Source organism: Spiroplasma ixodetis, assembly GCF_059729505.1.
The window spans coordinates 1,213,430-1,231,880 of the sequence record NZ_AP038353.1 but is presented as its reverse complement, the minus strand read 5'-3'; the positions used below and the strand labels follow the sequence as shown (position 1 = coordinate 1,231,880).

The 18,451-nt window shown below is 24.1% G+C and carries 20 protein-coding genes, 1 tRNA gene, 1 pseudogene and 1 riboswitch; of the genes and pseudogenes, 19 read left to right on the top strand and 3 right to left on the bottom strand.

All coding sequences use genetic code 4. The annotated features are described in order from the left end of the window. Positions 1 to 263 precede the first annotated feature (263 nt). The 5 genes and pseudogenes from AC6I4F_RS08035 (at position 264) to AC6I4F_RS08015 (ending at position 3,506) form a co-directional block, all read left to right on the top strand. The gene (locus AC6I4F_RS08035; protein WP_497873511.1) at positions 264 to 692 is read left to right on the top strand and encodes a hypothetical protein; all 429 of its coding nucleotides are present in this window, start codon (positions 264 to 266) and stop codon (positions 690 to 692) included. A 119-nt stretch (positions 693 to 811) separates the two neighbouring features. Then, positions 812 to 1,018, top strand: a complete 207-nt coding sequence (locus tag AC6I4F_RS08030) for a hypothetical protein (RefSeq protein WP_497873437.1) — start codon at positions 812 to 814, stop codon at positions 1,016 to 1,018. A gap of 41 nt (positions 1,019 to 1,059) precedes the next feature. Continuing rightward, positions 1,060 to 2,463, top strand: a complete 1,404-nt coding sequence (locus AC6I4F_RS08025) for an IS1595 family transposase (protein WP_497873510.1) — start codon at positions 1,060 to 1,062, stop codon at positions 2,461 to 2,463. An 86-nt stretch (positions 2,464 to 2,549) separates the two neighbouring features. Next, positions 2,550 to 2,657, top strand: a pseudogene (locus AC6I4F_RS08020) (IS3 family transposase); the annotation flags it as partial. A gap of 6 nt (positions 2,658 to 2,663) precedes the next feature. Beyond that, positions 2,664 to 3,506, top strand: coding sequence for a hypothetical protein (locus AC6I4F_RS08015; RefSeq protein ID WP_497873509.1), 843 nt, complete (start codon positions 2,664 to 2,666; stop codon positions 3,504 to 3,506). Positions 3,507 to 3,684: 178 nt separating this feature from the next. On the opposite strand, the gene AC6I4F_RS08010 is transcribed toward AC6I4F_RS08015, so the two are convergent. Further along, complete coding sequence (locus tag AC6I4F_RS08010; RefSeq protein ID WP_497873508.1) at positions 3,685 to 3,882, bottom strand: hypothetical protein; 198 nt, start codon at positions 3,880 to 3,882, stop codon at positions 3,685 to 3,687. Then, positions 3,869 to 4,174 carry a hypothetical protein gene (locus tag AC6I4F_RS08005; RefSeq protein WP_497873507.1) on the bottom strand — a complete coding sequence of 102 codons (306 nt, stop codon included), beginning with the start codon at positions 4,172 to 4,174 and terminating at the stop codon, positions 3,869 to 3,871. The genes AC6I4F_RS08010 and AC6I4F_RS08005 overlap by 14 nt, the downstream gene beginning before the upstream one ends. 364 nt (positions 4,175 to 4,538) lie before the next feature. Between AC6I4F_RS08005 and AC6I4F_RS08000 the strand changes: the two genes are divergently transcribed. The 3 genes from AC6I4F_RS08000 to AC6I4F_RS07990 all read left to right on the top strand — a co-directional run bounded on the left by AC6I4F_RS08000 (position 4,539) and on the right by AC6I4F_RS07990 (position 5,550). Beyond that, positions 4,539 to 4,760: a hypothetical protein gene (locus tag AC6I4F_RS08000; RefSeq protein ID WP_497873506.1), complete on the top strand. Its 222-nt coding sequence runs from the start codon at positions 4,539 to 4,541 to the stop codon at positions 4,758 to 4,760. A gap of 312 nt (positions 4,761 to 5,072) precedes the next feature. Beyond that, complete coding sequence (locus tag AC6I4F_RS07995) at positions 5,073 to 5,195, top strand: hypothetical protein (RefSeq protein WP_497873505.1); 123 nt, start codon at positions 5,073 to 5,075, stop codon at positions 5,193 to 5,195. Next, complete coding sequence (locus AC6I4F_RS07990) at positions 5,164 to 5,550, top strand: UPF0236 family transposase-like protein (protein ID WP_497873504.1); 387 nt, start codon at positions 5,164 to 5,166, stop codon at positions 5,548 to 5,550. Before AC6I4F_RS07995 ends, AC6I4F_RS07990 begins: the two co-directional genes overlap by 32 nt. Positions 5,551 to 5,662: 112 nt before the next feature. On the opposite strand, the gene AC6I4F_RS07985 is transcribed toward AC6I4F_RS07990, so the two are convergent. Further along, positions 5,663 to 6,085 carry a hypothetical protein gene (locus AC6I4F_RS07985; protein WP_497873503.1) on the bottom strand — a complete coding sequence of 141 codons (423 nt, stop codon included), beginning with the start codon at positions 6,083 to 6,085 and terminating at the stop codon, positions 5,663 to 5,665. A gap of 436 nt (positions 6,086 to 6,521) precedes the next feature. Here AC6I4F_RS07985 and AC6I4F_RS07980 point away from each other — a divergent pair, with 436 nt between their 5' ends. The 11 genes from AC6I4F_RS07980 to AC6I4F_RS07930 all read left to right on the top strand — a co-directional run bounded on the left by AC6I4F_RS07980 (position 6,522) and on the right by AC6I4F_RS07930 (position 18,451). Next, positions 6,522 to 7,349, top strand: coding sequence for a purine-nucleoside phosphorylase (locus AC6I4F_RS07980; protein ID WP_497873502.1), 828 nt, complete (start codon positions 6,522 to 6,524; stop codon positions 7,347 to 7,349). Then, on the top strand, positions 7,324 to 8,262 hold the full coding sequence (gene tsaD / locus AC6I4F_RS07975; RefSeq protein WP_497873501.1) for a tRNA (adenosine(37)-N6)-threonylcarbamoyltransferase complex transferase subunit TsaD: 939 nt from the start codon (positions 7,324 to 7,326) through the stop codon (positions 8,260 to 8,262). The genes AC6I4F_RS07980 and tsaD overlap by 26 nt, the downstream gene beginning before the upstream one ends. A 10-nt stretch (positions 8,263 to 8,272) precedes the next feature. Continuing rightward, positions 8,273 to 8,863 carry a dephospho-CoA kinase gene (gene coaE / locus AC6I4F_RS07970; RefSeq protein ID WP_497873500.1) on the top strand — a complete coding sequence of 197 codons (591 nt, stop codon included), beginning with the start codon at positions 8,273 to 8,275 and terminating at the stop codon, positions 8,861 to 8,863. Positions 8,864 to 9,003: 140 nt separating this feature from the next. Further along, the gene (locus tag AC6I4F_RS07965) at positions 9,004 to 9,282 is read left to right on the top strand and encodes a hypothetical protein (protein ID WP_497873499.1); all 279 of its coding nucleotides are present in this window, start codon (positions 9,004 to 9,006) and stop codon (positions 9,280 to 9,282) included. Next, positions 9,283 to 9,750, top strand: coding sequence for a hypothetical protein (locus tag AC6I4F_RS07960; protein ID WP_497873498.1), 468 nt, complete (start codon positions 9,283 to 9,285; stop codon positions 9,748 to 9,750). A 269-nt stretch (positions 9,751 to 10,019) separates the two neighbouring features. Further along, a riboswitch (cobalamin riboswitch) is annotated at positions 10,020 to 10,185 on the top strand. Positions 10,186 to 10,342: 157 nt separating this feature from the next. Next, the gene (gene nrdF, locus AC6I4F_RS07955; RefSeq protein WP_497873497.1) at positions 10,343 to 11,362 is read left to right on the top strand and encodes a class 1b ribonucleoside-diphosphate reductase subunit beta; all 1,020 of its coding nucleotides are present in this window, start codon (positions 10,343 to 10,345) and stop codon (positions 11,360 to 11,362) included. Positions 11,363 to 11,379: 17 nt separating this feature from the next. Next, positions 11,380 to 13,986, top strand: coding sequence for a class 1b ribonucleoside-diphosphate reductase subunit alpha (gene nrdE, locus AC6I4F_RS07950; protein ID WP_497873496.1), 2,607 nt, complete (start codon positions 11,380 to 11,382; stop codon positions 13,984 to 13,986). Between the two features lie 200 nt (positions 13,987 to 14,186). Beyond that, positions 14,187 to 14,277 (top strand) — tRNA-Ser (locus AC6I4F_RS07945). A 100-nt stretch (positions 14,278 to 14,377) separates the two neighbouring features. After that, the gene (cls, locus tag AC6I4F_RS07940) at positions 14,378 to 15,901 is read left to right on the top strand and encodes a cardiolipin synthase (RefSeq protein WP_497873495.1); all 1,524 of its coding nucleotides are present in this window, start codon (positions 14,378 to 14,380) and stop codon (positions 15,899 to 15,901) included. A 52-nt stretch (positions 15,902 to 15,953) separates the two neighbouring features. Beyond that, positions 15,954 to 16,655 (top strand): acetyltransferase, encoded by a 702-nt coding sequence (locus AC6I4F_RS07935; protein WP_497873494.1) that lies wholly within the window; start codon positions 15,954 to 15,956, stop codon positions 16,653 to 16,655. A gap of 14 nt (positions 16,656 to 16,669) precedes the next feature. After that, on the top strand, positions 16,670 to 18,451 hold the full coding sequence (locus AC6I4F_RS07930) for a hypothetical protein (RefSeq protein WP_497873493.1): 1,782 nt from the start codon (positions 16,670 to 16,672) through the stop codon (positions 18,449 to 18,451).

Genomic DNA, 18,451 nt, shown 5'->3' with positions numbered 1-18,451 from the left:
TAATTTTAATGATGAATTAATTTTGAAATTAAATTTTACTTTTTTAGTAATATTTTCCAAGATTTAATTAAAAATATAATAAAAAATAAAAAATTTTATGGTTATTTTATACTATAAAATTTTTTATTTTATTAATAATTTGAAAAAAATTCACAATAATACAGTTTTATTTATCAAAAAAAATAAATATAATTTTTGATAGATAGAAAAATGTGGTAAAAGTTTAAATTAAATTAATTATGTTTACAGGGGGAGCAAAGCATATGGATAATGAAAGTATAGTTATTAATGTACCTTATTTATTTCAAAAAAATAAAGAAAAAAGACAAGAATATAAACAAAGGCCTGAAGTGAAAGCAAGGAGGAGAGAATATGATAAAAAAAGATACCAAGTTAATAAGAAAGAAAAGCAAAAACAAAGAGAATTACAATCTGATTATGTTTTTAGTTCAAAACAAAATTTTGAGTTAAGCAGTTTTAATTGTGATGATATGTGTAGTGAACAAATAAAAAATATTGCATGAGATGTTTTAGAATTACAACTTTATTCAGAAACACAAGAAACAGAATTAGATAAGTTGTTAGAGAAAATAGAGTTTGAATATATGGTTAATGAAGATCAAAATTTGGTACTAAGTAGTGAAAATTTGTTATATAATTTAATAGATGGGTTACACTTTATTGGACACTAATTACGTAGACAAGTGAACAAATTAGTTAAAAGAAAGGAATTATAATTATGGCCAATGTTAACTCATATTCAGATTAATTTAAAAAACAAATAGTAGCTTTATATCAAGGTGGTAAGTCAGTGTCTTGTCTTGCTAAAGAGTACAATGTTACAAGAGCAGCTACTTATAATTGAATTAAGCAATTTACTAATTCAGGCAGTTTTAAAACCAAAGATAACCGTTCTGTTGAAGAAAATGAATTAATTAAATTAAGAAAAGAATTAAAACAATTAAGAATGGAAAATGATATTTTAAAGCAAGCAAAACTAATAATAGGCAGAAAATAGAAATTATTATCAAAAATAAACTTAAATATAAAATTCGTACAATGTGTCGTTTTTTAAAAATCTCTAAATCAACATATTATTTTAATTTCAAGAAAAAAGAAGATAAAATTCAAAATAATATGTATGATGAAGCTGTTATTAGTGCTTTTAAAGAAAATAAAGAAGCTTATGGAACAAGAAGATTAAAAGTTGTTCTAAAAGAAAATAAAATTAATTTATCAAGACGAAAAATTAAAAAAATTATGAATAAACATAATTTAATATCAAAATACACTAAATTATCATACAAAAATTATCATAATAAAGTCAATGATAGTCAAATTACTAATCTTGTTAATAGAGACTTTAATAATAGGCTTAAAAATGAAATTATTGTTAGTGATTTAACTTATGTTCAAGTTAATGGTAAATGAAACTATATTTGCTTATTAATCGACCTGTACAATCGCGAAATTATTGAACATAGTGTAGGTACTGTAGGTACTAAAAAAGATGCATCATTAGTATATCAAGCATTTATGTTCTCAAATCGTTGTTTAAAAAATATTGAAATATTTCATAGCGATCGCGGTAATGAATTAATTAAGGAAATTATCCCCACATGTACTAGTGTGGAGGAAAAAATGAATTGAAATGAATTCAATAGCATATTTCAAAATGAAAACGATTGTTTGAAATATATAGTGAAGTTGAAAGTAATGAAATGTATCAGGTGTGCTTCTTCTAGTTTTAATACTTCTGATTTAAAAAGAATAAGATGTTTGAAATGTCATCAAACATTTAGTATTCTTCATGACACCATTTTTCACAAGTCACAAACACCTTTGACATCTTGGTTTTATCTCATCTTTAGATGAATAAACACCAAACATGGAATTCCATCAACAGATGTTGCAAGGGAATTGGGTGTGACATATAAAACAGCTTGAAGAATGGGTCATGAAATCAGAACTAGAATTTGGAATCAAGATGCAGGGTTCATTGATGATGGCACAGCACAGATGGATGAAATGTATCTTTCACATGTAGGTTTTATTCAACAAGGATCTTCCTTGTTGAATAAAACCTTGATTGTTGGAGTTTATGAGAAAACCAGCAACAAACTAATTGTGAAAGTATTGAAAAAAGCAGATGAGAAAAACCTTTTATGATTTGCATTGAAACACATTTCTACTGGGTGTTGTCTATTTACGGATTATTGGAAGGGATATTGAAGTTTCAAAAACTTCTATCACAAACATGAAATCGTAAATCATGAAGTTGGGTATGTGTCATCAACAGGTGTAAACACAAACCAGATTGAATCTGCATGAAAACACATCCGACGAACTTTCCGAACACACATAAAAGTTTCAAAACACAATATTCATTTATATGCAAAAGAAACTGCATATAAATTCAATAAGATACCTAGTTTTGAAACTATAATTTTGTGTTTGATTTAGATACATGTGGGGATAATTTCCTAGATAGGCTTTTATCTCCATTTATGTGATAAAATTTAAAAATAGTACATAAAGGGATAAAAGCCTTATTTGATTATATCAATTGATACAACAACATAAGAATCCACAGCACTCTAAACTACTTAACCCCCATAAAACACCAAGCACAAATGTCTACCAAAAAACAGTCCTAAAAAAGGTTGCCATTCCAATTATTAAAATCATGATTTTTAGCAGGTAACTATAATTTATTTATTTCTACAAATAATAAATTTCATGATGTTGAATTAGAAATAAAAGATAGACCACCAATTGATAGTTTACAAAAAGTATTATTAGATATGCTAACTTATACATATACTTATAACAGAAAATTTGATGGTGCATCATTAACTAATGACCCAACTAAAATTAATGATTTAGATAAAATTCGTGCTAAATTTGAAGGTCAAAAACCAAGTGATGTTATTACTAATTTATTTAAACAACGAGAATTAGATTATTTAAATTACATAAATTTACCGCAAATTAAAGTATTAAAACAAATAGTTACAATGTTATCAAAAAATATTTATTCAACAATGTCAATTAATAATGGTCTAAACGATGATTATAAATTATTATTGCCTTATTATTTTGAGTTAAAGTCAAATTTTATTCATTCTACATCTGATAAAGTTTGAGAATTTAAAGATGTAAAAGTGATATTAAAATCTGAATATTTTGATTTTACAGATATTAATAACATTAAATTAAAAAATAATGACATTAGTCAAAATAAATTATTTAAACTTGATGATAATCAATTCAACTGATTATCTATTACAAACGAATTAGAAAGTAATAACATACCTTCATTAATTCCAGTAGATTGAACATTAGGTAATGGTGAATACGGGAAATACTTTACAAGGATACTGATTAATAAGAATAAAATCAAAAATGCTTTAAATTTATATGGTTCAAATAAATCTCAATTATTTTCTAAATTAGAATTTTATGAAGAAATTTCGCAAATTGCCAATAATGATAATGACTTTTAATTACAAATTAAAAATCCGATTAATAACTTAAATCGGATTGAAATTAGTGGAATATTTGGTGCCGTTAATTATGATTTAATTTTAATAACGGATAAAAATATTGATATCACTTTAAACAATATTAGTTTATTTGAAAAATACAATGAAAATATTTCTTATATTAATTTAGAAATTTAAATTATTTATTAAAATATCCATCAGGATATGTACCATCTCATTTTATGGCATCATCTGTAAATTTATTAATAGCAAAATATAAATCCATTATATCTTTACTATGATTTTTATTTTCTCATATTGTTGAAGTACCAAAAACTATTTGTTTATTGTGGTCTAAATAATGTTTAACATTAGTACCTATATTATGGGTAAGCACCCCCCATGATTAATCCTATTGTTCCGGTTGTAGCACCAGTTAGTGCTAATGTTAATGTTATTTTACTTAAATTTCTTTTTATTCATGTTTTCATAATAAATCTCTCTTTTTTTATTTTATTATTTTTTCTTAATTCTTCACAAGTTTTTAATCATTTTGGTAATAATTCATACTCAAAATTATGGGCATGATTTTCACAAAGAAAAAAATTAATAGTTATTGATTTTAATTCTAATAATATAATATTAGTTCATTTTTTATTACAATTTTTATTTTGACAAATAACTTTCATAATATAAAATTTCTTTTAAAAATTTCATTTTATTTATAGTTTTTAACTCTTTTTCTTTATTTATCATAACTTATTCTCTTTTTCATGACATTTTATTACTTAATTGTACTTATTTTTCATTATTTTTACAAGTATTTTTTTAAATGCAAAATAACGCCTAAATTAAAGGCGTTTATTTTATGAGACCTATACTATTAATTATATTGAAATTATTGATTATATTCTAAATATAAAACTTATTTTTTAAATAATTTTTATTTTATTTAAAATTAAACTTATAAATGTATATAATAAACAAGTAAATTAATATTTTAAAAATATTTACAATAAATTTAGATTTTTAAAAAATAGTTAGGAGAATAATATGGATTTTAATTATAAATGAACTTATAAAGAACAATATCCTAAAATTGATAATTTAATTTTAGAACATATAACAAAGAAATGAGAAAAATGAGATTGAATAATAAAAAATACAAGAGATAAAAAGAAATATAAAATTGTTTATTATCAATATCGAACAAGAAAAACATTATATGGAATGGTAACATATAAAAGAAGAATTTATGAATATTTTAATGAATAATTACAAAAATGAATTCGTGTTTGTTTAGTTGATGAAATATTACAATTACATAAATATAAAATAATTGGTGAAGATATTGAAGATACTATTATTGAAAATTTTGCAGATGGCAAAAGATATCGTGATATTTGTGCTATTTGTAAAAAAGCAGGTATTAGTGTTAGTAGCGTTCATAGAGTTTTTAAAAATTTCGAAATACTTGAAGCAAACCCAGTTAAAGTAAAATTAGAAAAAAATCAACCTATTTTTGTAGCGATTGATGATGGTCATCGAAAATTTTGAAATTTTAAACGTAAGGGTATAAAACACTCTATGAGATTAATAGTAACATATACAGATAATATTAATCACAAAGCACAAAATAAAAGAGTAAAAGCAATTATAAGAACAACAAGAACAGCAATTGGAGTTAAAAAAAACTTCTGAATTTGTTAAAGAGCATTGTCAAAAATTTTATGAAAATATTGAGCAAGCCAAAATAATTATTTGTGGAGATAGTGCAGGATGAATTAAATATGTAGCAGATTATTTAGGTGCACAGTTTGTTTTAGATAAATTTCATTTAATTAGAACATTATATCTTGGAATCATGGCTGGAAATAAAGGAAAATATTTAAAAGAATATAATCACTGTAAAAATTTAATTAATAATGGTCAATATGAACAATTAATTGATTATTTATATAAAGAATTAGATAATCATAAAAAATTAAAAAAACAGTATTTTAAAAATAATAAACAAGGCATTAAAAATCAAGGTTCAAAGTTAAATATTGGTTGTTTTACATAAACTAATATTTGACATGTTTTAAAAGAAATGCTTGGTAATAGAACATATAATATTTTGATTTACATTAAAATGGTTATTTTTAAATGTAATAAGATAAATTTAGAAACATAATTTAATGAATGTAATAATTACTTATTATTTCACAATTTGCAATAGCATCTCAAAAAATATTATTTTTTATTTTTCTTTTTAAGCCAATAATGAAAAAATTTAATGCTATAATTATAAATATAAAAATCGGCATCACTATTATTAATAAAATAACTCCAATTTGCAATTGAATTCAATTATAATAATTTTGATTATTTTGAAAAATATGAAATAAAAATATATGATTTGCACAATGACATAAAATAAAATATGTACTATAAATTTTTAAAATATTAAATCCATTTGTAATTTTAATCTGTTCATAATTATTATAACTAAAATTTGAAATACCAATTAATATTAAAGCAGTAATAGTTATTAAAATAGTTAAAACAAATATTAATACAGTTATTAACTTTAATTTTTTAATTGCTTTAAGTTTCATCTTTAAATTCTCCTTAATTTTTACAATAATTTTAACACCTAGATAACTTAATTATAAGTATTTTAGTTGCAATATTTTAAAAAAAATTATATTATTTAAGTACAATTTCATAAAAATCCAAATTATTTCTTGTCTAACATAATAATAAGACTATATATAAAATAATTTATTCCGGATTTTTGACAATCTCCATAATTTTTATCATTCAAAATATATTTTTTGTTGTAAATATTTTTAATTTTCAGAAGAATTTTTCATTTTTCTTTTATTTCTTCAATACCTATTACTGCATTTTTTATTTTCTTTAATTAGTATGAAAAGTTATAAAATTAAATTTAATTTTTAAAATAAAAAACCAGTCATTAAAAATATTAATGTTGTTACTAAATTAACAATATATTATAATAACTATTATTATTTAAAAAAAGGAGAATATATGGAAACTAAAGAAAAAATTCCAACAGCTCATATTAAAGCTGCTCTTGATCAAATTGCAAAAGTAGTAATTATGCCAGGCGATCCATTACGTGCTCAATTCATTGCTTCTAATTTTTTACAAGATTGAAAACAAGTAAATAATGTTCGTAATATGCTAATGTTTACTGGAAAATATAAAGGATATAATATTACTATTGCTGCTAGTGGTATGGGTATGCCTTCAATTGGTATATATTCATATGAGTTATTTAAATTTTATGATGTTGACTGTATTATTCGTGTTGGTAGTGCTGGTTCATATCAAAAAGATGTTAAAGTTTATGATATTATTAATACTACTAAAGTATATAGTGAATCTACTTTCGCTAAATATGCTGCTAATATTGATGAAAATCAAATTGAATCTGTTGGTAATATTAGCAAAATTATTAATAAAGTGGCACAAAAAATTGATAATGAATTTGATCAGCAAAAAAATGAAAATTCTTCGTATATAGTAAGTGAAAAAATAAATTTAAGATCAGGTTTAATTCATTCAAGTGATGTATTTTATCGTATTAATGATAATGATTATAAAACTAATCCTTTAATTAGCAAATGCTTAGCAGTAGAAATGGAATCTTTTGCTTTATTTGTTAATGCAAAACATTTAGAAAAAAATGCTGCTTGTTTATTAACAATTTCTGATTCTTTTATTACCGGTGAATCAATTTCAGCAACATTACGCGAAACTAGTTTTAAAAAAATGATGATTTTAGTTTTAGAATCAGCAGTTGCTTATTATAAAGAAGAGGATATTGATGATAATCTTAGCAATAGAAACTAGTTGTGATGAAACTAGTGTTGCTGTTATTAAAGATAAAAATGTTTTAAGTAATATTATTGCTTCACAAATTAAGCTTCATCAACAATATGGTGGTGTTGTTCCAGAATTAGCAGCACGAGCTCATAGTGAAAATATTGCTACTGTCTTACAAACAGCAATTGAAAAATCTAACATTTCAATTATGGATATTGATTTTGTTGCTTATACTAATACTCCTGGTCTTGCTAGTTGTTTACACGTAGGTAAAATTATAGCAGAAACTATTGCTGCTTATTTAGAAAAGCCATTGCTTCCATGTAATCATTTGTATGGACATTTGTATGCTTCTTTAATTAATAATGAATGAGAATTTCCAGTACTTGGTTTAGTAGTTAGTGGTGGTCATACACAGTTGATGTTGGCAAATGAACATTTAAATTTCACTATACTTGGTCAAACATTAGATGATGCTGTTGGTGAATGTTATGATAAAGTTGCAAGAATGTTAGGTTTAAAATATCCCGGTGGTCCTGAAATTGAACGAAGTGCTAAATTGGGAAAGCCAACTTATAAATTACCATTACCTAAAAATGATAATAGTTTAGATTTTAGTTTTAGTGGTTTAAAATCAGCATGTGCTAATTTGATAAATAAAGAAAAAGGTAAGTTACAATTTAATAATTTTGCAGTTTCTTTTCAAACAACAGTTATTCAAGTGTTAATTAATAAAATTGAATTAGCATTAAAAAAACATAATCCAAAAACTTTAGTTTTAGCAGGAGGAGTTACTGCTAATCAGCAATTAAGATTAGCAGTATTAGATTTAAAAAATAAATATCCAAATTTAAAAATAATTGTTCCAAAATTAGAATACTGTACTGATAATGCAGCAATGATTAGTATTCTTGCAAGTTATCAAATTGAACATAAGTAAGGGTGAACTCATGATTATTGGTATTATTGGTGAAGCGGGAGTAGGTAAGACAACCGCTACAAATTTTTTTCAAAATAAAGGTGCGTATGTTATTTTTGTTGATAAAGTTGTTAAACATATTTATACACTAAAAGAAACAAAAAAAGCATTAATTAATGAATTTGGTAATACTTTTATTAATAGTGATAAAACAATTAATAAAATAAAATTACGGTATGAAGCGTTTCAACAACCTCATATTTTACGTAAATTAGAAAATATTATTTGACCAAAAATGGTAAAAATTGTTGAAGAAGATATTATTCGTAATAAAATACACCAAGAATTAATTGTTATTGATTGTGCAGTATTATTTAATACAAATTTAAATTTATTAGTTGATAAAATTCTTTTAATTGGGGCTGAGGAAGATAAAAAAATCCAACGAATAAAAGAACGTGATAATGTTAATGATTTACAAGTTATTTCACTATTAAATCAACAAAAAAAATATTTAATTTTAAATAAAGATATTGATTTTATTATTAAAAATAACGGTACTATTAATGATTTTATTAAACAATTACAAAAAGTTGAAAAAAAGTTGAAAAAAAGTTATTAACAAATAAAGTATAAAGATTAATGTTTTTTTACTTTAAAAAACAATAGTAAAATATATTAAATTATTTTTGTATATTAAAATGAAAATTTTCATAATAAAAAAAGAAAATTATCCCCACATGTACTAGTGTGGAGGAAAAAATGAATTGAAATGAATTCAATAGCATATTTCAAAATGAAAACGATTGTTTGAAATATATAGCGAAGTTGAAAGTAATGAAATGTATCAGGTGTGCTTCTTCTAGTTTGAATGTTTCTGATTTGAGAAGAATAAGATGTTTGAAATGTCATCAAACATTTAGTATTCTTCATGACACCATTTTTCACAAGTCACAAACACCTTTGACATCTTGGTTTTATCTCATCTTTAGATGAATAAACACCAAACATGGAATTCCATCAACAGATGTTGCAAAATAATTGAAAGTTACTTTGAAAACTGCCTGAAGAATGGGTCATGAAATCAGAACTAGAATTTGGAATCAAGATGCAGGGTTCATTGATGATGGCACAGCACAGATGGATGAAATGTATCTTTCACATGTAGGTTTTAAAAAACAAGGATCTTCCTTGTTTTTTAAAACCTTGATTGTTGGAGTTTATGAGAAAACCAGCAACAAACTAATTGTGAAAGTATTGAAAAAAGCAGATGAGAAAAACCTTTTATGATTTGCATTGAAACACATTTCTACTGGGTGTTGTCTATTTACGGATTCTTGGAAGGAATATGGAGTTTTCAAAAAACTTCTATCACAAACATGAAATCGTAAATCATGAAGTTGGGTATGTGTCATCAACAGGTGTAAACACAAACCAGATTGAATCTGCATGAAAACACATCCCACGAACTTTTCGAACACACATAAAAGTTTCAAAACACAATATTAATTTATATGCAAAAGAAGCTGCATATAAATTCAATAAGATACCTAGTTTTGAAACTATAATTTTGTGTTTGATTTAGATACATGTGGGGATAATTTCCTAGATAGGCTTTTATCTCCATTTATGTGATAAATTTTAAAATAGTACATAAAGGGATAAAAGCCTAAAAAAATTAAGAATAATTTTAAAATAGTTGAGTTTAAAAAAATACATAGTAATGTTTTTATAAATTACCAAAATAGTTTTTCTTGTAGTAGAATATTTATACAACTAAATAACAAGGAACTTTAGATGTTCGGGAAAAAGATGAGAATTATTTGCTGCCCCAGCAACTGTGATGTTGATGAACGTTACAAAACCATTGAAGATAAAACTTTGAGAAGAGTAACAAGTAAAATGAAGCTAAGCCAGTAGACCGGTCTAATTTTTTAAGTGATATTATATTCCTGGGTGTGAATTAATGATTATTTTTAATAATTACTTTTATTTTTTAATATTTGTAATTTTAATAAAGTAATTTTTAATAATGACAACATCCTTTATATAATATAGGGGATGTTTTTAGTTGTGTAATTAAGTAGAAAGGTAATAATAAATGGCAAAAGATAACAAATATTTTCAACAATCACAGTCACCATTAGAGTATATTATGAAAAATTTTAATGGAAAAATGCGATCTGTAAATTGAAATGTAATCAATGATGAAAAAGATTTAGAGGTTTGAAATCGTATTACTCAAAATTTTTGGTTACCAGAAAAAATTCCTGTTTCTAATGACTTGAATTCTTGAAAAACATTAAATCCAAAATGACAAGAGTTAATAACAAGAACATTTACAGGTTTAACTTTATTAGATACAATTCAAGCAACGGTTGGTGATATTGCACAAATACCTAATTCTTTAACTGATCATGAACAAGTTATTTATACAAATTTTGCTTTTATGGTAGCAGTTCATGCTCGATCATACGGAACAATTTTTTCAACTTTATGTTCTAGTGAGCAGATTCAATCTGCTCATGAGTGAGTAATTAATAATGAAAGTTTACAAGCCAGAGCACGTGCACTAATTCCTTATTATACAAGTGATGATCCTTTAAAATCGAAAGTAGCTGCCGCTTTAATGCCAGGTTTTTTATTATATGGTGGTTTTTATTTACCATTTTATTTATCTGCTCGTAGTAAATTACCTAATACTTCAGATATTATTAGATTAATTTTACGTGATAAAGTTATTCATAATTATTATAGTGGCTATAAATATCAAAGAAAAGTTGAAAAATTACCAAAAGAAAAACAAGAAGAAATGAAAAAATTTGTATTTGATTTATTGTTTAAATTAATTGATTTAGAAAAGCAATATTTGACAGAATTATATCAAGAATTTAATTTAGTTGAAGACGCTATTAAGTTTAGTTTATATAATGCTGGTAAGTTTTTACAAAATTTAGGATATGATTCACCTTTTAGTGAAGAACAAACAAGAATTAAACCGGAAATTTTTAATCAATTATCAGCTCGAGCTGATGAAAATCACGATTTCTTTTCAGGTAATGGTTCATCTTATGTAATGGGCATTACTGTAGAAACGCAAGATGAAGATTGAGAATTTTAATTTTAAAGGAGAAAAAAATGCATAATGATGTTGTAAAAGTTTCAAACCAAAAAATATTAAAGCCAGAAGGAAAAATTCATGTTGTTTATTTTTCTTCTTTGTCAAATAATACTCATCGTTTTATTCAAAAATTAGAGGTTTTAAATTCAAGAATTCCTCACGATTTACAAGAGGAAATTTTAGTTGATAAAGATTATGTGTTAATAACACCAACATATAGTGGGGGTGGTGATATTAAAGAAGGTGCGGTTCCTAAACAGGTAATTAAATTTTTAAATAATAAGCAAAATCGTAATTTTTGTCGTGGTGTTATTGCGTCGGGGAATACTAATTTTGGTGATACTTTTGCAATTGCTGGGCCAATTCTTTCAAAAAAATTAAATGTCCCACTATTATTTCAATTTGAATTATTAGGAACTCATAATGATGTATCAACAATAAAAAATATATTAGTAGATTTTTGAGATAAAGATAAAAAAAATACTAATGAAATAAATACTTTATCTGGAACTTTAGAAAGTGATGAATATGTTACTTTAAATGCTAGAGCAAAAACTACTAATAATGCACAATTTGATTTGCAAGCAGCACAATCTTATATGAAAAATCATATTAAAGCAAATTTATTGCTTTTTAAAACGGTTAAAGAAAGAATAGAATATTTAGTAAAAAATCAATATTATGATGAAACAATAATTAATAAATATTCAATTACGGAAATTGAACGATTAACAAATGAAGCATACAGTTTTAATTATCAGTTTACAAGTTTTATGGGTATTTTAAAATTTTATAATTCTTATGCTTTAAAAAGTTTTAATGGTAAACAATATTTAGAAAATTATGAAGATAGAGTTGTTATGAATAGTTTATTTTTTGCTGATGGTAATATTGAACATGCTAGTAAAATTTTAAGACAAATTATGTCTGGTAGATTTCAACCAGCTACTCCCACATTTTTAAATGCAGGGAAAAAACAAAGAGGTGAATACACTTCATGTTATCTTTTACGAATTGAAGATAACATGGAATCAATTGCTCGCGCTATTACTACTTCATTACAGTTATCAAAACGTGGTGGTGGAGTTGCTTTGTGTTTAACAAATTTAAGAGAATTTGGAGCGCCAATTAAAAATATTAAAAATCAAGCAACAGGGGTTATCCCGGTTATGAAAATTCTTGAAGATTCATTTTCATATGCTAATCAACTAGGTCAAAGACAAGGTGCTGGGGCAGTTTATTTAAATGTTCATCATCCAGATATTATGTTATTTTTAGATTCAAAGCGTGAAAATGCAGATGAAAAAATTCGTATTAAATCAATGTCTTTAGGAGTAGTTATTCCTGATATTACTTTTGAATTAGCAAAAAATAATGAACAGATGGCACTTTTTAGTCCTTATGATATTGCAAAAGTTTATGGTAAAGCAATGACAGATATTTCTATTACTAAAGAGTATTATAATATGTTAAAAAACCCTGATATTAGTAAAAATTTTATTAGTGCTCGCAAATTATTTCAAATGATTGCTGAATTACATTTTGAAAGTGGATATCCTTATTTATTATTTGATGATACAGTAAATAAAAATAATGCTCATCCTGGTAGAATTGTTATGAGTAATTTGTGCAGTGAAATTATTCAAGTAAGTATAGCTAGTGAATTTAATAGTGATTTAAGTTTTAAAGAAATTGGTGAAGATATTAGTTGTAATTTAGGAAGTATTAATATTGCAAAAGTAATGGAAAGTGGAATTGAATTTGGTGAGGTTATTTTTCAAGCAATTCATTCATTAGACCACGTATCAAGAAGTAGTGATTTTTCTAGTGCTCCATCAGTTGCATATGGAAATAAAAAAAATCATGCTTTGGGTTTAGGCGCTATGAATTTACATGGATTTTTAGCAACAAATCATATTTTTTATGATTCAAAAGAAGCAATTGATTTTACTAATATTTTCTTTTATGTTATGGCTTATTATGCTTTTAGTGCTTCAAATAAATTAGCATTAAAATTTGGAAGTTTTAGTGGATTTAAAAATTCAAAATTTGCTGATGGTTCATATTTTGATAAATATATAAAATGTCAGTCAGATAAATGAACTCCTGAAACAAAAAAAATACAAGAATTATTTGCAAAATATAACATTATGATTCCAACTCAGAAGCAATGAAAAGAATTAGTAATAAAAATTAAAGAAACGGGATTGGCTAATTCACATTTAATGGCAGTAGCACCCACTGGTTCAATTAGTTATTTATCTTCATGTACACCAAGTCTACAACCAGTAGTTGCTCCTGTTGAGGTACGAAAAGAAGGGAAATTAGGTCGTGTTTATGTTCCTGCTTATAAGATTGATGATAATAATTTAGCATATTACACTGCAGGTGGATATGAATTAGGCCCTAATCCAATTATTGATATTGTAGCAGCAGCACAACAACACGTCGATCAAGCAATTTCTTTAACTTTATTTATTACTGATAAAGCGACAACTCGTGATTTAAATAAAGCTTATATTAGAGCCTTTAAAAAAGGTTGTTCATCAATTTATTATGTTCGTATTCGTCAAGAGGTTTTAGAGGATAGTGAAAATTATCAATGCAATGTTTGTGTTGTATAAATTAATTAGATTATTGAATAGTAGTTTCAAGTAATAAATAAATTTGTAACAAATTTAGTAATATATTATTTATTTAATTTAAAAAATAGTGAAATTTTATTTTGGAATATAGGATTTTTAAAAAAAATTAAAAAATACATAGTAAATTTTAAAATTAAAGTTATAATAATAATTGTAAAAAAAATAATTATTATAACTTTGGAGTGGTACTCAAGAGGCTGAAGAGGACTGATTGCTAATCAGTTAGGACGGGAAACTGTCGCGAGAGTTCGAATCTCTCCCATTCCGCCATTATTTAAAAAGCATTAATTGCTTTTTTTACTTTTAAATAATAAATTTATTAATAATTAGATATAATTTAATAAAGAACTCTTTATATTAAGGAGAAATCATGCGTAAACGAGTAAACTTACTTTTATCATTAATCTTATATATTGCTTTGATTGCAACAATAGTTTTCGTTATATTTAATTATATTAAATATTCATGAATTATTTTGATGATAATTATTACTTTAACTATTTTAACTGGTATTATTATTTTTATTACCAATCGTATGCAAGATGCAAAACTATCATGAATTATGGTTACCTTATGTTTGCCAATCATCGGTATTTTTTTATATTGAACTTTTGGTCGTCCTTATCGTTATCGACGAAAACAAAAAGCTTATTTAAAAACAAATAGTTATTTTTATACCCAAGAAGATTGAACTTTTGCTAATTCAATTTTAGAATCAAAAAAAATAACTTTGAGTGATGATACTTTATCTTTATTTAACTATACAACAAGAATTTCTCATCGACCATTTTATAATAATACTGATGTTCAAATTTTAAATAATGGTCCTAATAAATTTGTTAAATTAATTGAAGATTTAAAACAAGCAAAAAGTTATATTTTTATTAATTATTTTATTCTTGGTGAAGGGGAACTATTAGAAGTAATTATTAATGTTTTAAAAGCAAGGATTGAAGCAGGAGTTAAAGTTTATATGATTTATGATGCTGTTGGTTCATATTTTAGTTTATCTAAATATAAAATATGAAAAATGAAAAAAATGGGAATTATTATTCATAAATTTTCACCAGTTAGATTACCATTTATGACAGGAAATTATAATTTTCGTAATCATCGTAAAGATATCATTATTGATGGGAATATTGGCTATGCTGGTGGAGTTAACTTAGCAGATAACTATATTTATCTTTCTGCAAAGTATGGCTTTTGAAGAGATACCCAAATTAGAATTGTCGGGGAAGTTGTTAAATCAATTGATTTAATATTTAGACAAGATTGGCATTTTATTACTGGTAATATTCTTGATATTAGTGCTGAAAAATCTGAAATAAAAATTAAAAATAATATTATTGTCCAAGTAATTGATGATGGACCGATTACTAAAGAAACAATTCAAAAAGATTTATTTATTAAATTTATTAGTAATGCTAAAAAGCGAGTTTGAATTAGTACTCCTTATTTAATTCCAACTAGCGATTTAATTACTGCATTGCGTAATAGTGCTTATTCTGGTGTTGATGTTAGATTATCATTACCCGGAATTACTGATAAATTTTTATCATTAGATATGTCAAGAACTTATTATGATTCATTGATTGAGTCAGGTGTTAAAATTTATGAATATAATAATGTTTTTAACCATTCTAAGTCTGGTATTTTTGATGATGATATTACTATTATTGGTTCAACTAATTTTGATTATCGTAGTCTTTATTCAGATCATCAAACTTTAGTAATTGTTTATGATAGTAAAACAAATAGTGATTTATCTGCTTCATTTGAAAAAGATTTTATTCATTCTAGTTTAATTATTAGTAATCCACTACTACATCGTAGTTTTGCCTATCGGGGTGTATTTTTATTATTGCTTAGAATTTTAGCACCATTATTTTAAAAAAATTTAGTATAATTTTAGGTAAATATTAATAATAAGGTGGTCATAATTTATGGGTTGAAGTCGACGAATTAAAAAAATTAAAGAATATTTTAGTGATGAAAATCAACCTAATTTGGATATTTCTAAATTATCAGAAGACAATGAAAAAAAAACTCCCTTTTTTAATAGGTTTAAAAAACAAAAAAAATCTAATAAATCTTCTACTTTAACGAATAATAAAAAGCGCAATAATATTTTTTTAAATTTTAGAAGAAGATCAACTATTCAAATTATTAAACATTTAGAAAATAAAAATATTTTTAACTTATTTTTTTATACTGATGTTAGTAACATTACATTAATATTAGAACAAGGAATTAAACCTTCTTCACAAATTAAATTATTGCCAAAGCAAGAATATATTGTTTGAACTTATTTAGAACACATTACTTATTTAGAATTAGAGTTAGGTAATTCAACACGTCATTTTTTTTGAAAGTGATGTGCAGAGCAAAATGTTGATGTTAATAAAATAACTGTTATTTCTGTTGATATTCATAAATTATTTCAAAACACTGTTAAAGATTGAGGTTTAAATGTTGATACTAATCGTGTTCAAATATATGAAACAATTCCTGTTGAAGCTATTGATTGAATTTTGGTTAAAGATCGCAAAATGTTTCGTTTAGCTAAATTATATATTGATAATCAAAGACTAAAGTTAAAACTTTTCCAAGGAAATAATGGTAATATTACTTTAGGTTCTGATTAAATGGAGGTAAAATTATGCGTTGATCTGCAATTGTAATTATTGCTTTAATTCCTTTTATGACAATAATAATTATTTTATTTATGCGTTTAAATCATCGTAATAATCAATATTATAATGTTATCCATGGTGATTTGTTAAGTTTAGTTCCATTGAAAATTGATTTAAAAAATGAAATTATTACTTTTTCTGAACGCTTAGAAGTTTTAAATCGTAAAAAACGAATTTCATTGTTTGTATTTAAATCAATGATGAATCGTAAAACTAAAGTAAAAATTGAAATTTTTATTCAAGATTTATTAGTGAATAAAGTTCCATTTGAGCCGTGTCATTTTTCGGTTTCTTTTCAATTAGGAAGTAAAGTTATTGTTTATGATTTATCAATTGATTATTTTGATAATAATAAAGTTTTGTATGGTCAAATGCAAAGTAATATTCGTTATAATCGTTTTGCTATTTCACAAGCAATTATTTTACAACAAAATGAGTTAACAGTGGTAAAGTCAGTTTTTGTGCAAACTATTTTAGATAATTTTAGTCAAAAAAAATATAATAAAAAAATAAATAGTCAATTTGAATATATGATTTTAATAAAAATAAAAAATTATTTAGCATTAGAAAATATTTTAACTGTTAATAATATTGAACAAATGGAATTATTAATTTCATATTATAGTAAAATAACTTTAGGATTAGATGATACTATTATTTGTAAATATTATGATGGTCAGTTTTTAATTTATTCTAGAAATAAGAAAATAAATTTATATCGATTCCAAAAAAAAATAAATAGTTATATTAAACGTAATTTAGTAGAAAAAAGTAGTTATTTGCAGATTCAAAGTCAAATATTATGTGTTTATGCTTCAGTAAAAACTGATGCTTCAAATGTCTATATATTATATAATAAAATTATTGATAAGAATCAATTAGAAGTAGTACAAAGTAGAGACTTAATTGAAATTAAATTGAAGACAAATGATATTTTAAATTATCCTGATTATAATCATTATTCACTTCTACAATCAGAGCAAATGAAAAAATTATTAAGTGTTAGTATTAGACCAGTATATAAAAGTGATAATTCAAATGAGCCAAATTGTTACTATGCTTGATGAAATTTTGTTAAAAACTCTTATTATGTTTCGTTTATTGTTTTGATGCGTAATATTCAAGATTCAGGATTGTGATGAAAACTAAATGAACCTTTATTTATTCAAACATTTGAAAAATTTGCGAAATTAAAACAAGAAAAAAACCTTATTCTTTCTGTTAGTTTAATTGAGTTACAAGATAAAACTATTTTAACAAAGTTGATTGCTCTTGTTAATAAGAGAAAAAATCTTTTTGAAAATTGTGATTTAATTTTTGATTTTCAAGATATTGGTGAAATTAATAGTTGGAATAAGTATGATTCAATTATTAAAACTATTCGTAGTAATAAAATAAAAATTTCTTTTACTCATGATTTACGTCATATTGATAATTTTAAATTAATTAATCATTTTAAGCCTGATTATGTAGTTTTAACTTCTAATTTATTAGAACAAGTTACTTTTAGTTTTAGTAAATATATTGATGTTATTATTTGTTTGCATTATTTAAGAATTTTAGGTATTAAAAATATTTTAGCTCGTGGTATTATTAATGTTCCTGAAATTATTGTTTTAAAAGGATTAAAGGTTGACTATTTACTAGGAAAAGTATTAGAATCAGAACAAGCAAATAAAGTGCTAGATGCTTTAAATTATCCAAATTATTGGAAATGACATAAAAGTCAATCAACGAAAGGTGAATAG